Genomic DNA, 13,210 nt, shown 5'->3' on the forward strand with positions numbered 1-13,210 from the left:
CTTGCGGCCCCCGGCGAACGGAAAGACACCGGACGGAACCCGGGACCTCGCGGGCCCGGTGAACGAATGACGAGGCAGGACAGGTAAGACAGGTAAGACAGGCAGGACAGGCAGGACAGGCGGGACGAGGGAAGGAGCGGGCCGATGCCCAGGGAGCGCCTCAACGGGGTGGACCTCTGGTACGACGACCACGGCGGGGGCGAACCGGTGGTGATGGTCCCCGGCACCGGGGTGCCGGGCCGGGTCTGGCGCGCCCACCAGGTCCCGGCGCTGCGCCGGGCGGGCCTGCGGGCCGTCACCGTCGACAACCGGGGCAGCGGACGGACGGTCCCCGGCCCCGGGCGCTTCGTCCTGGCGGACCTGGTCGCGGACGTCGCCGCGCTGATCGAGCACCTGGACGCGGGCCCCTGCCGGGTGGTGGGCCACTCGCTCGGCGGGATCGTCGCCCAGGAACTCGTCCTGGCCCGGCCCGACCTGGTGAGCCGGGCGGTCCTGATGTCCTGCGCGGCCCGGACCGACGCGCTGATCCGGGCGATGTCCGCCGCCGACCGCGCGCTCCTCGACAGCGGGATCAAACTGCCCCCGGCGGTGACCGCGCACCAGCGGGCGGTGCAGAACCTCTCCCCGCGCACCCTCGACGACGAGGAGCGGCTGACGGACTGGCTCACCCTCCTGGAGATGGACGAGCCCGACCCGGTGGGGCTCGGCCGCCAGCTCGGTCTGGAGGTCATCCCCGACCGGCGGGCCGCCTACCGGGCCATCAGCCGCCCCTGCCTCGTCGTCGGCTTCCGCGACGACCTGGTCATCCGCCCCCGGCTCACCCGGGAGGTCGCCGAGGCCATCCCCGGCGCCCGGCACGTGGAGATCGCGGACTGCGGCCACTACGGCTACCTGGAACGCCCGGAGGCCGTGAACGAGGTGCTGACCGCGTTCCTGACGGAGTGACGGAGTGACGGACGGTACGCGAACGGCACCGGCAACGGGGTCCGGTACGGGACGGGCCCGTACGGTACGGCGTCCGGTACGACACGGGTCCGGTACGGGGGCCCGGTCCCGGACCGGCGTTCCGTACCGGCCGGTCGCGGCGCCCGGCGACCGTCCCCGTCCAAGCGCCGAAACCGCGCACTTGGACATCCCCGGCGATACCGCCCGCCCCGGACGTACGAGGACGGCGCCCCGGTCCCCGCGTCACGCGTCGGGGACCGGGGCGCCGGTCGCGCGCGGCTACCGCTCCCCGGCCCCCGTCAGGGTCCGCAGCCGCCGCGCGTCCGCCACCCCCGCGCACCCGGACAGCCCGAGCGCGTCCCGGAGTTCGGTGGCCAGCAGCTCCAGCACCCGGGCCGCGCCCGCCTCGCCCCCGACGGCCAGTCCCCACACCAGCGGGCGGCCCACCAGCACCCCCCGGGCGCCCAGTGCCAGCGCCCGCAGCACGTCCGTGCCGGAGCGCACCCCGCTGTCCAGCAGCACCTCGCAGTGTCCGGGGACGGCCGCCGCGACCGCGCCCAGCACCTCCACGGCGGGCGGCGCCCCGTCGAGCTGACGGCCGCCGTGGTTGGACACCACGACCGCGTCCACGCCCGCCTCCGCCGCGCGCACCGCGTCCTCGGCGGCCAGCACCCCCTTGAGCACCAGCGGCAGCCGGGTCCAGCGGCGCAGCTCCGCCAGCTCCGACCAGGTCACCGAGGGGGAGAAGGCCCGCCCGGTGTGCACCGCGACGGCCGAGCCGCCGTCGGCGCGCCGGTGCGCGGCGTCCCCGGTGGCGACGTGCGCCGCCCGCACCCCGTCGGGCAGCGCGAACCGGTTGCGCACGTCCCGCAGCCGCCGTCCCATCCAGGGGACGTCCACGGTCAGCACGATCGCCTCGCAGCCCGCGTCCTCCGCGCGCCGCACCAGGTCCCTCGGCCGGGCCCCGTCCCGCAGCCAGTAGAGCTGGAACCAGACGCTCCCGCCGAGCCCGGTCAGTTCCTCGACCGGCACGCTGCTGAGGGTGCTGACGGTGAACGGCACCCCGGCGGCCTTCGCGGCCCGCGCCACGGCGGTCTCCCCCTCGGGGTGCGCCAGCCGCTGGTAGGCGACCGGCGCCACCGCGACCGGCATCCCCGCCGGACGTCCCAGCAGGGTGGCGTCGGTGGCGCACCCCCCGACGTCCCGCAGCACCCGGGGGACGACGAAGACCCGGTCCAGGGCCCGCCGGTTGGCGTCCAGGGTGGTCTCGGCGCCGCTGCCCCCCGCGACGAAGTCCCGGACCTCCGGCGGCAGCACCGCCGCGGCGGCCCGCTCGACGTCACCCAGGTCGGCGAGGTCACCGAGGCCGGCGGGGTCGAGCGGGGCGCGGGGGCCGGCGGGCCCGACGCGGTCGGCGGGCCCGACCGGGTCAGCGGGGCCGACCGGGCCGACGGACGGAGGATCAGCGGGGGAACCCACGCTGCCCGGTCCTCTCCAGCTCCACGGCCTCGTACAGCGCCTTGATGTTGGAGCTGCCGAAGGTCCGGGCGCCCTGGCGTTCGATGACCTCGAAGAACAGGGTGCGCCGGGGGTGGGTGGAGGCGGTGAAGATCTGGAACAGCTGTCCGCCGTGGTCCTCGTCGGCGAGTACGTGGGTGGCGCGCAGGTCCTCCAGCCGCTGGGCGCCGAGGTCGATCCGCCCGCCCAGCAGGTCGTAGTAGGCGGACGGGGTGGTCAGGAAGGTGACCCCCCGGCGGCGCAGCGCCTTCACCGCGCGCACCGCGTCGGGCGAGGAGAACGCCAGGTGCTGGACGCCCGAGCCCTGGTGGTCCTTGAGGAACTCGTCGATCTGCCCGGCCTCGGCGGTGGGGTCGGGCTGGATGAGGGTCAGCGTCACCGACCCGGAGGCGCTCTGCACCACCTGGGACTCCATCGCCTGGGCCCCGACGACGATGCGCTCCTCGAAGATGTGGCGGAAGCCGAGGGCGGCGCGGTAGAAGTCGACGGTGGGCTGGAGTTCGCCGCTGTTCAGGCACACGGCGACGTGGTCGAGTTCGAGGAGCTGCACGTCGTCCGCGACCGGCTCGACCTCCCTCGGCGCCACCGGGACGAACCCGGCGGGCAGCCCGGGGCCCTCGCCGGGGGACCGTTCGACCAGGGTGTGGACGACGTCCCCGAAACCGCCGACCGCCGCCGTCACCCGGGGCTGCCCGGCGGGGTGCCGGACCGGCTCCCGGTGGACCCGGGCGCCCGCCGCGACCGCCGCCGTGAACGCGGCCGTGACGTCGGAGGTGCGCAGCGCGAGGTCGCCGACGCCGTCCCCGTGCGCCAGCACGTACTCCGTGGCCGGGTGCCGGTCGGAGACGCCCTCGGTGAGGACCAGGGTGATCCGGCCGTGCCGCAGGGCGACGCTGCGGTGTTCGGCGGACTCGTCGGTGCCCACGACCGCGAACGCGTACCGGCCGGTCCAGTCGGTCACCGCCGCGTCGAGGTGTTCCACGTACATCTCGACGTAGTCGAGCGAGAGTTCTTCGAGTGCGCCCGTCGTCTCCGTATCATTTGTCATGCGGTCCCCCATCCGGGAAATGAATCCAATTCCCTGGAACTTTAGGTTCTCCGGGCCGTGTCCAGCCATTCGGGAATTACCCGGGAAATGGACAGTTGGACGCACCGGGATCGTGGTCGGGTACGTCCGCTCTGGTATCCGGCGGAGCACATTGATTAACTGGGCGGCGTTTGCTTTCCGGTTGAAGTGCCTTTCACGCTGGGGGATGTCTCGTGATCCGCACCATGGCTGTCGTCGGCACAGGATTGATCGGCACGTCGGTGGCGCTCGCCGCGAGCGGGCGGGGGGTCACCGTGTTCCTCTCCGACCGCGACCCGGTGGCCGCCCGTACGGCCGCCGCGCTGGGGGCGGGGGTGGCGGAGCGGCCCCCCGGCCCCGTCGACCTGGCGGTGCTGGCCATGCCCCCCAGTCAGGTCGCGGGGTCCCTGGTGGAGCTCCAGGGCCAGCGGCTGGCGCACTGCTACACCGATGTGGCGAGCGTGAAGGCCGGTGCGGAGCGGATGGTGCTGAACCGCGCCCCGGAGCCGTTCCGGTTCGTGGGCGGGCATCCGATGGCCGGACGGGAGTGGTCGGGGCCGATGGCCGCCCGGGGCGATCTGCTGCACGGCCGGGTCTGGGTGCTCACCCCGTCGCCGCTGACCTCCCCGCTCGTCCTGGAGCGGGCCCTGGAGCTGGTGTCGCTGTGCGGGGCGGTCCCGGTGGTGACCCGGAGCGCGGCGCACGACGGCGCGGTGGCGCTCACCTCCCACGTGCCGCACCTGGTGGCCAGTCTGATGGCGGCCCGGCTGCGGGACAGCACGGCGGGCATGCGGCGGTTCGCCGGGCCCGGGGTGCGGGACGTGACCCGGATCGCCCGTGGTGACTCCCGGCTCTGGGGGGACATCCTCCAGGCCAACGCGGGGTTCGTGGTCGAGGTGGTGCGGGAGCTGCAGACCGACCTGGCGCGCCTGGTCACCGCCCTGGACGCGCTCGCCGGGCCGGGCGGCGAGGACGACGCCGCGTACGCGGAGGGCATGCGGGCCCTGGTGGACGTGCTCGACCGGGGCGTCTCGGGGGTGGAGCGCATCTCCGGCGGGCCTGCCGCCCCCGGCTCCCCGACCGCCCCGGGCCGGGGCGCTCCCGGCGGACGGACGCGGCTGTGGGTGGCGGTCAAGGAGCGCCCGGGCGAACTGGTCCGGCTGCTGGAGGAGCTGGGGGACCAGGTGGCGCCCGAGACCGTCGCGGTGGGCGCGGACGGCGCGGACGGACTCGTCGCCCGCTTCACCGTCCCGGCCGCCGCCGGGAGCGCCCTCCTGTCCCGGCTCCGGGCCGCGGGCTGGGAGTCGGGCCGCGACGACGATTGACCGGCGACGGCGACGGCGACGGCGGGCGGAGGGGCGGCGGGGCGATGGTGACGGGTCCCCGCGCCCGGGCGGCGGTGACGGGACGGGACTCCCGCGCGCCGAGGGGGCGGTGAGGAGCGGGGGGCGGGAGCGGGCCGAGGGGAGGGGCCCGGCTCCGATGAGGGGGGGCGCGGGGCGCGGACGGTGTTCCACCGGCGTACCCGAATGGTATTTGACCATTCAAACTATGAGTTTTCTATGAGATTTTCGGGGCAGTGTCCGGCGCGAACGGTATGACTTCGGGCAGAATCCGTGGGAACGCGCATGGCGGCTCCATGGAGTCATGTGCGGCACGGCTGAATGCTTTCGGCCGTAGTGGCGAAAAACGATAGCCCGCTAGACCGTCGAGGATCCCCGGCAACGACGCCGCCGGATGCCGGAAGCATCTCGGAGTTCGGGACGAGGCGGTTTTTTCGGGCACGGTGGTTACCCTGTGGGTGAGCTGGGAAGGTACCTGCGCACCACCGGGCCGGCCACCCCCACACGGGCCCACTGTTCCGGGCGAAAGACAGATCTCCGATTCGCGTTCTCCGGGGCCGATCGCTCCATGGGAATCGGGAATCACCAGTAACGGGCCCACAGCACCGGAGAGCGCATGGATACGGTACGGGGGGTACCTGTGAATCTCGCAGAACGGGATGCCGATCTTCAGTTGCTCGATCGGCTCTACACGCGCTGCGCGAGCGACCGGGGGTCCGTGGTCTTCGTCAACGGACCGGTCGGGGCCGGGAAGACGGCCCTGCTGTCGGCGTTCGCGGAAAGAGCCGTGGCGCGCGGCGCGCTGTTCCTGTCCGTCACCGCCTCCGGCAGCGAACGGCACCACCGGTTCGGTCTCGCCGACCAGTTGGTGCGGGCCATGCGGGCCGCCGGAATGGCCGTGGACCCCTTCGCCGCCGGGGAGTTCGGGGCCGCCGCGTCCGACGAGGCACCTGGGAGCGGTCCCGTGCCGTTCGGACTGCTCCAGCGCATCTGCCGCGCCGTCTTCGAGTTCGCCGAGCGCGCGCCGCTGGTCATCGCCGTGGACGACGTCCACTTCGCCGACGAGCCCTCCCTGGAGGTCCTCAGCTACCTCGCCCGCCGCATCGACTCCGCACCGGTCATGATCGTGCTGAACGAGTGCACCGGCCACGGCCGCGCCCTGGTCACCCTGCACGCGGAGACCCTCCACCTGCCCTACTGCCACGGCGTCCGGCTGGCCCGGCTCACCGCCCAGGGCGTCGCCGACCAGCTCCACGCCCGCCTCGGCGCCGCGCCCTCCTGCCGCGAGGCGGAGCTGTGGACCCGGGTCAGCGGCGGCAACCCGCTGCTGCTGCACGCCCTCATCGACGACCGCGCGATCGGCGGCACCGCCGCCGGGATACCCGAGCCGGGGGAGTCGTACCGCTACGCCGTCGTCCGGTGCCTGCACCGCTGCGCCCCCGGCATGCTGGTGGCCGCCCGCGCGCTCGCCGTCCTGGGCGACGAGGCCAGCGAACCGCTCATCGGCGAACTCGTCGGCGGGGACGCCATCCTGATCAGTGACAGCGTCGGCGGGCTGCACACGGCGGGGCTGCTCGCCGCGTCCCGCTTCCGACACGAGCAAGCGCAGCTCGCGGTCCTCGCCGACGTGCCCGCCGGGGAACTCGCCGAACTCCACGGCCGGGCCGCCGAACTCCTCCACGAGGGCGGGGCGCCCGCCGTCGCCGTCGCCCGGCAGCTGATGGCCGCCCACGACTCGGTGCGCGGCCCCTGGCGGGTGGACATCCTCCGGGAGGCCGCCCAGGAGGCGATGCTCTCCGGCGAGGTGGCCGAGGCCGTCGGCTATCTGCGGCACGCCTACGGCATCTGCTCCGACACCACGCAGGAGGCCCAGGTCACCGCCGAACTCGCGGACGCCCAGTGGCACATCGACCCCGCCAAGGCCACCCGCCACCTCGACCAGCTGGTCCGTCTCGTCCACTTCGGCCTGCTCACCGGCCCCGAGGCGCTGGTCCCGGTCAAACACCTCATCTGGTGGGGCGAGTTCAGCCGGGCCGACGCCCTCCTGAAGCGCATATCCGCCGAGGAGGACGACGACCAGACGCCCGCGCCGCCCGGACCCGGCCGCGCGGGCGTCCGGCTGATCAGGCTCGCCCTCGCCTACTGCGCCCCCGAACTGGACCACGACCCGCGCGCCGGGCAGCACGCCGACCCCCTGGCGGCGATGGCGGACGGCACCGGCCCGCTGGCCGCGCTGACCTTCCTCGACCTGTCGGCCGGGGGCACCGGCGAGGGGGACGAGGTCCGGGGCGCCGACCAGGTGCTGCGCGGCACCCGGGAGGGCAGCCCGCTCGCCGCGACCCTCCTCGCCCTGCTGCTGCTCATCCGGGCCGACCGGCTGGACGACGCGGTCTCCTGGTCGGACCGGCTGCTGGGACAGCGCTGGATCGAACGGGTGCCGATGCGCCGGGCCCTGCTGGAGACGGTCCGCTCGGCCGCCGCCCTGCGCCGGGGGGAACCCCTGGAGGCAGGCGCCTCCGCGCGGACCGTGCTGAAGCTGGTGCCGCCCGCCTCCTGGGGGGTGGCGGTGGGGCTGCCGCTGGCGCTGGCGATCCGCGCCGGGACCGAACTCGGCGCCCATGACACCGTGCAGTCCTTCCTCAACGTGCCCGTCCCGCCCGGCATGTTCGACACTCCCTTCGCCCTGCCGTACCTCCAGGCCCTGGGCCGTCACCACCTCGCCGGGGGACGGCCGCACACCGCGCTCACCCACTTCCGCTCCTGCGGCGAGCTGATGGCCAGATGGCGGATCGACGTGCCCCACCTGGTGGACTGGCGGGACGACGCGGCGGCGGCGCTGGTCGCCATGGGCCGGGTCCAGGAGGCCAGAGCCCTGATGGAGGAACAGCTCCTGCGCTTCAACGGCGGCCGGGTCCCGGAGTACTTCCGTGATCCGGCCGCCCGGTCTCACGGCCCGCGCGCCGCGACGGCCGCCGTCCGCCCCCGGACCCCCCAGCTGACCCCCTCCGGCCCGCCCGACCGCGCGGACGGTCCGGAGGACCCCGGCGGCGCCGTCCCCGGGCACTTCGGCCCCGGACCCGCCGGGGAGCCCTTCCCCCCGCCCGGGCTCACCGAGGCGGAGCGCCGGGTCGCCGCCCTCGCCGCCTCCGGCTGCACCAACCGCGAGATCGCCGGACGGCTGTTCATCACCATGAGCACCGTCGAACAGCATCTGACCAAGATCTACCGGAAGTTGCGGGTCCGGGGCCGCAACGACCTCCCCTCGGTGCTCCAGCCCCACAGCCCGCCCTCGTACCTGGCCAACGGCTGCTGAGGAGGCCCGTACGGCGCCCACGGCCCCTCGTCCGTGACCGCGCCGAGACCTCGCCTCCCGTAGAAAGGGGGTGCGAGGCCGTCCGGGCCCCGGTCGCACGCGGACCCGGACGGCGGGCCGGGTCCCGTCGCGGGAGCCCCGCCCCCGGGGAACCGGCCGGACCGACATCCCCCGCGGTCCGGCCGGTTCCGTCCGCCGTCCTACGATGCCGGTCGGCGAAAGGGGACCGGCGATGCGATGGAAGGTCCACGGGGAGCGTCCCGTGTACGAGAACCCCTGGGTGAACCTGTGGGTCACCGATGTGGAACGACCGGACGGCGAGCGGACCGACTACTACGTCGTCAAGTTGCGCCACCTCGCGGTCGCGGCGGTGGTGAACGACCGCCGTGAGGTGCTGATGATGTGGCGCCACCGCTTCGTCACCGACCGCTGGGCCTGGGAACTGCCCATGGGCCTGGTGGAGGACGACGAGTCCCCGGCCCGAGCGGCGGCCCGCGAGGTCCTGGAGGAGACGGGCTGGCGCCCCGGCCCCCTCCGCCCGCTGCTCTACGCGGAACCGGCGAACGGCGTCACCGACTCCCAGCACCACCTCTTCCGCGCGGACGGCGCCGTCCACACCGGCCCGCCCACCGAGCGCAACGAGTCGGACCGGATCGAATGGATCCCCCTGGACCGGCTGCGCGGGATGATCGACCGCCGCGAGATCGTCAGCGGCGCCACCCTCAACGCCCTGCTCTACGTCCTCCTGGACGAGGCCCTCCCCGGTGACGGGTGACGGGTGACGGGTCACGCCCGGGGCGCCCCGGAAGCCCCGGGCTCCGCACCCCGCGCCGGGAAGTCCCGTACGTAGCGCCGCTGCCACGGGGTCTCCACGGCGCGCCGGTCGTAGTGGGCGCGCACGTACGCGACCGCCTCCCCGGAAGGGACGCCGTCGAGGACGGCGAGGCAGGCCAGCGCGGTGCCGGTGCGTCCGCGCCCGCCCCCGCAGGCCACCTCGACGCGCTCCCCGGCGCACCGCTCCCAGACCTCCAGGAGCGTCCGGGAGGCCGCCGCGCGGTCCCGGGGGAGCCGGAAGTCCGGCCAGCGCACCCACCCGGCGGGCCACTCCGTGGCGGGCGGCGGCGAACCCAGCAGATACACCCCGTACTCCGGGTCCGGCCCGTCCGGCGGTCCGTTCCGCAACCCGCGCCCGCGCACCAGCCGTCCCGAGGGCAGCCTCAGCACGCCCGGCGCGTTCCCGTCCCAGTGATCACCCATGGACCGACCCTACGGAGGGGAGACGGAACGCGTCCCCCGTTCCCGGGAACCGGGCGGTATGCCGTCAGCGGTCCCTCGGCGGGGCGGACCGCGCCGTGCCCGACCGGTCCACCTCGAACACCCGCCGGTCCTCCGACCGGCCGGAGGACCGGCGCCGGTCCCGTCCGGTGCCGGTGTCGCCGGAGCGCTCCCGGCGGGGGGCCTGGGGATCCCGGGGGAACAGCCCGCTCCGGGAGGTGCGACGCGGGTCGCGTCCGTCCGTTCCGTCCGTGCTCACCTGGGGTCCTCCCCGTGTCCGAAGGGTGCCGCTGCTCCGTACGGGTGACTCACGACCCGGACTCGCCGGGCTCGCCGGACTCGTCGTCCGGCTCGTCGGAGTCCTCGGGCCCGCCCGGCTCGTCGGAGTCCTCGGCGAGGGCCGCGGCCCCGGCGGTGACCCGGCACTGCCGGGAGCCCACCACGCACACGGCGGCCACGGCGACCCCGGCGAGCGCCACCGGGACCATCCAGCCCTGGTCGAGGACGTGCCGGGTGGCGTGGTCGAGGGAGTAGCGTCCGGCGCCGGTGAACGCCAGGGCGGTGGCCGCGAGTCCGAACGTCACGGGCAGCTCGTAGCCGCCCTCGGTGGCGAAGAACCCGTTCGGCGCGTGGACGGCCGCCGCGCCCGCCATGCCTCCGGCCGCCGCCGCGCCCGCGAACGGGGTGGCGAGGCCGACCGCGAGCAGGGTGCCGCCCCCGGCCTCGGCCAGCCCGGACGCCACCGCGCTCGCCTTGCCGGGCGCGTACCCCATGGACTCCATGGCGGCGCCCGTGCCCTCGACGCCCCCGCCGCCGAACCAGCCGAACAGCTTCTGGGTGCCGTGGACGGTCAGTGCACCGCCGACGCCGAGCCGCAGCAGGAGCAGCCCCAGGTCACGACGGTGGACACGGAAGCAGCCGGACATGCCGTCCTCCTCGGGAAGCCTCGTCTTCGCTTCCACGGTGGCACCATCCGGGCGGCTCCGCAGTTCCACTCCCGCCATCGGGGGCGGGAGCCCCCGGGGGAGGGGTCCCGGCGACGGGAAACGACGAAGCGCGGGGCGGGGACACCGGGCGGAAATCCGGTGTCCCCGCCCCGCGCGGGGCACGGAGGGGGACCTGTCACGGTGGTCGGACGTCCCGGGGCGTGGTCACGGCCGTGGCCCGCGCGGTTCCGGTCGCGCGGGACGGCTGTCCCCCGACCCGTTCCCGGGCCGTCCGCCCGGTCCCCCTCCGGGCTGGCTCAGTGGCAGTTCGTGTAGCCGCTGCCGGTCCTGGACCAGGAGCAGGAGTCCTTGAGCGAACCGTTCGGCTTGATCAGCCGGGCCTTGTCGCGGTCGTTGTTCCAGACGTACCAGCCGCGCCCCCAGTAGCGGACGCCCGAGACGTTGTCGCCCTTGCCGGTGCGGACCTTGACGGTCTTGCCCGCGCCGATCTTGTAGCTGCCGAAGGTGTAGGTGAAGCCCGCGTTGTCCTTGATCTTGTAGCCCTTGAGCTGGATCGCCGAACGCGAGTTGTTGTGGATGTTGACCCACTCACCGTTCACCGAGGAGTTGCCCCCACGGTCCGAGCCCAGGCTGTCGTAATGGATCTTGCCGAAGTGCAGACCGCGCTCGTGCGGCGCGGCGGCGGCGGGCGTGGCCACCAGCAGCGGGGCCGCGACGGCGGCGATGGCGACGGCTATCGGGAGGGTGGAACGGATACGCAACACAGACCCCAGATGTGGAGATTTGACGGGCTTGCCGATGAAGAGATGCTGAGCATATGAGCTTTCCGGGCGATATCTCCCGGAGGTTCCCATTCCACTTGTGGAGATGATGTGAGGGTGGGGCGATCCGGACTGATGGCACGTGTGACCAGGGGAGACGTCCGGCGCACGCCCCGCCGGACGCCCACGGAAGCACCCGTCCCCGAGGTCACCCGGTGGGTGCGCCGAACCACCGGGACAGCGCGTCCGTCAGCCCCCGCCCGTCCCCGTCACCGGCCCACGCCACATGACCGTCCGGTCGCAACAGCACCGCGGGGGCGGTCGGTTCCTCGCTGACGTCCACCACGTGGTCCACCCGGTCCGCCCAGCCCGCCGCCGACAGCCGGCCGGTCTGGTCCAGCAGGAGCCCGCGCCCCCGGCGCGTCAGCTCGTAGAGCCGTCCGCCCTTCAGCCGCAGGTCCCGCAGTCTGGCGCCGAGCAGCGGATGGCCCGCGCCGAAGTCGTAGCGCACCCCGAGCGCGGTGACCTTCCCGATCAGGTGCCGGTTCACCTCCTCGAACCCCATCAGCTCCGCGACCAGCGCGCGCACCGCCCGGGCGCCTGGCCCGTCCGACAGCAGCTCCATCTGCGCCCGGGTGTTCGCCAGGACGTCGGCGGCCACCGGGTGCCGCTCCTCGTGATAGGTGTCCAACAGCCCTTCCGGCGCCCATCCGTTCACCTCGGCGGCCAGCTTCCAGCCCAGGTTGAACGCGTCCTGCACCCCGAGGTTGAGGCCCTGCCCACCGGTCGGCGGATGGATGTGCGCGGCGTCCCCGGCCAGCAGCACCCGGCCGGTCCGGTAGCGCTCGGCCTGCCGGGTGGCGTCCCCGAACCGGGAGAGCCAGCGCGGCGCGTGCGCCCCGAAGTCGGTCCCGGCGACCGCCCGCAGCCGCCCCCGCAACTCGTCGAGGGTCGGCGCGACGGTCCGGTCCGCGGCCACCTCCCCGGCGGGCACCACGAAGCGGTACGTCCCGTCCCCCAGGGGGATCGCGCCGAACCGGAGCCGGGTCCGGCGGACCCCGGCCACCACGGCGGCCAGCTCCCCGGGCGGAACGGTCACCGCCACCTCGCCCAGCAGGGTGTCCGCCCGGGAGGGCTCGCCGGGGAAGGGGACGCCCAGCAGCCCGCGCACGGTGCTTCGCCCGCCGTCGCAGCCGACGAGGTGACGGGCGCGCAGCCGGGTGCCGTCGGAGAGCCCGGCGGTCACCCCGTGTTCGTCCTGGTCCAGCGCGACCAGCGCCAGCCCGCGCCGGACCTCGGCGCCGAGCCCGGTGGCGTGCTCGGCCAGCAGCCGCTCTGTGACGTCCTGCGGTACGGCGAGGACGTAGGAGTGCGCGGTGTCCAGCTCGGGCCACGGCACGTCGATCCCGGCGAAGAAGCCGCCGACCGCGAACCGTTCGCCGTGCGCGAGGAACTCCTCCAGCAGTCCCCGCTGGGCCATCAGCTCGACGCTGCGCGCGTGCAGCCCGCGTGCGCGGGACAGCCCGGTCGGCGCGGTCTCCCGCTCCAGGACGACCACCCGCACCCCGTGCAGCCGCAGTTCACCGGCGAGCGCCAGCCCGGTCGGCCCGGCCCCGACGACGACCACATCGGTCACATCGCCCGCGCCGCCCGCGCCGCCCGTGCCGTCAGCACCGGCCACACCCTTGGCGCTGGCCGCACCCGTCACATCAGCCGCATCGGTCAAGTCGGTCGCATCGGTCATGAGGAGACCCCCCTCGGTACCCGGTCGTGTTCCTGATGGGCCGGTCCTCGCTCGCGCCCCGGGGAACGGGAACGGAACGCTCGCGCGGAAGCGGGCGCGCGGTGTCCCTCCGCACGCCCCGACGGTCCACGGGAACCGGCTCAGGCCGGAGATTCTGCGCCGGTACCGGGGTCTTGCCGCAAGACCCCCCGTGCGCTATACCTTGAGCACGGCGAGAAGCGGGCGACCACTCCTCGCCTTCGTCATGTCCGGGCCGGGGCGGCGGGCGGTGGTGTCGGAACACGTCCATGGTCCACCG

The 13,210-nt window shown here is 74.6% G+C and carries 10 protein-coding genes; 4 read left to right on the forward strand and 6 right to left on the reverse strand.

Annotated elements, in window-relative coordinates; all coding sequences use genetic code 11:
- Positions 1 to 144: 144 nt before the first annotated feature.
- The gene (locus tag ACVWNX_RS25375; protein ID WP_454410194.1) at positions 145 to 945 is read left to right on the forward strand and encodes an alpha/beta fold hydrolase; all 801 of its coding nucleotides are present in this window, start codon (positions 145 to 147) and stop codon (positions 943 to 945) included.
- 279 nt (positions 946 to 1,224) lie between these two features.
- Here the strand turns inward: ACVWNX_RS25375 and ACVWNX_RS25380 are convergent, their stop codons facing one another.
- Together ACVWNX_RS25380 and hppD are read right to left on the reverse strand one after the other, a co-directional pair.
- Positions 1,225 to 2,292 carry an alpha-hydroxy acid oxidase gene (locus ACVWNX_RS25380; protein WP_454414933.1) on the reverse strand — a complete coding sequence of 356 codons (1,068 nt, stop codon included), beginning with the start codon at positions 2,290 to 2,292 and terminating at the stop codon, positions 1,225 to 1,227.
- A gap of 115 nt (positions 2,293 to 2,407) precedes the next feature.
- Entirely contained in the window at positions 2,408 to 3,511 is a 1,104-nt protein-coding gene (gene hppD / locus ACVWNX_RS25385) for a 4-hydroxyphenylpyruvate dioxygenase (RefSeq protein ID WP_454410196.1), read from the reverse strand.
- Positions 3,512 to 3,723: 212 nt separating this feature from the next.
- On the opposite strand from hppD, the gene ACVWNX_RS25390 reads away from it, so the two are divergent.
- The 3 genes from ACVWNX_RS25390 (at position 3,724) to ACVWNX_RS25400 (ending at position 8,960) form a co-directional block, all read left to right on the forward strand.
- Positions 3,724 to 4,854, forward strand: a complete 1,131-nt coding sequence (locus ACVWNX_RS25390; protein WP_454410197.1) for a prephenate dehydrogenase — start codon at positions 3,724 to 3,726, stop codon at positions 4,852 to 4,854.
- Positions 4,855 to 5,512: 658 nt separating this feature from the next.
- Entirely contained in the window at positions 5,513 to 8,185 is a 2,673-nt protein-coding gene (locus tag ACVWNX_RS25395) for a helix-turn-helix transcriptional regulator (RefSeq protein WP_454410198.1), read from the forward strand.
- A 232-nt stretch (positions 8,186 to 8,417) separates the two neighbouring features.
- Complete coding sequence (locus ACVWNX_RS25400) at positions 8,418 to 8,960, forward strand: NUDIX hydrolase (protein ID WP_454410200.1); 543 nt, start codon at positions 8,418 to 8,420, stop codon at positions 8,958 to 8,960.
- 11 nt (positions 8,961 to 8,971) lie between these two features.
- On the opposite strand, the gene ACVWNX_RS25405 is transcribed toward ACVWNX_RS25400, so the two are convergent.
- The 4 genes from ACVWNX_RS25405 to rox all read right to left on the reverse strand — a co-directional run bounded on the left by ACVWNX_RS25405 (position 8,972) and on the right by rox (position 12,804).
- Positions 8,972 to 9,442, reverse strand: a complete 471-nt coding sequence (locus ACVWNX_RS25405) for a protein-tyrosine phosphatase family protein (RefSeq protein ID WP_454410202.1) — start codon at positions 9,440 to 9,442, stop codon at positions 8,972 to 8,974.
- A 326-nt stretch (positions 9,443 to 9,768) separates the two neighbouring features.
- The gene (locus ACVWNX_RS25410) at positions 9,769 to 10,386 is read right to left on the reverse strand and encodes a DoxX family protein (protein WP_454414934.1); all 618 of its coding nucleotides are present in this window, start codon (positions 10,384 to 10,386) and stop codon (positions 9,769 to 9,771) included.
- A 317-nt stretch (positions 10,387 to 10,703) separates the two neighbouring features.
- Positions 10,704 to 11,168, reverse strand: coding sequence for a lamin tail domain-containing protein (locus ACVWNX_RS25415; protein WP_454410204.1), 465 nt, complete (start codon positions 11,166 to 11,168; stop codon positions 10,704 to 10,706).
- A 208-nt stretch (positions 11,169 to 11,376) separates the two neighbouring features.
- Positions 11,377 to 12,804, reverse strand: a complete 1,428-nt coding sequence (rox, locus tag ACVWNX_RS25420) for a rifampin monooxygenase (RefSeq protein ID WP_454414935.1) — start codon at positions 12,802 to 12,804, stop codon at positions 11,377 to 11,379.
- Between the last annotated feature and the right edge of the window lie 406 nt (positions 12,805 to 13,210).

The sequence above is a fragment of the Streptomyces sp. JNUCC 64 genome (assembly GCF_054484115.1).

Bases quoted from the DNA above. Each gene is read 5' to 3' on its own strand.
- ACVWNX_RS25405 (WP_454410202.1), bottom strand. From the start codon at position 9,442: ATGGGTGATCACTGGGACGGGAACGCGCCGGGCGTGCTGAGGCTGCCC.
- hppD (WP_454410196.1), bottom strand. From the start codon at position 3,511: ATGACAAATGATACGGAGACGACGGGCGCACTCGAAGAACTCTCGCTC.
- ACVWNX_RS25375 (WP_454410194.1), top strand. From the start codon at position 145: ATGCCCAGGGAGCGCCTCAACGGGGTGGACCTCTGGTACGACGACCAC.
- ACVWNX_RS25410 (WP_454414934.1), bottom strand. From the start codon at position 10,386: ATGTCCGGCTGCTTCCGTGTCCACCGTCGTGACCTGGGGCTGCTCCTG.
- ACVWNX_RS25400 (WP_454410200.1), top strand. From the start codon at position 8,418: ATGCGATGGAAGGTCCACGGGGAGCGTCCCGTGTACGAGAACCCCTGG.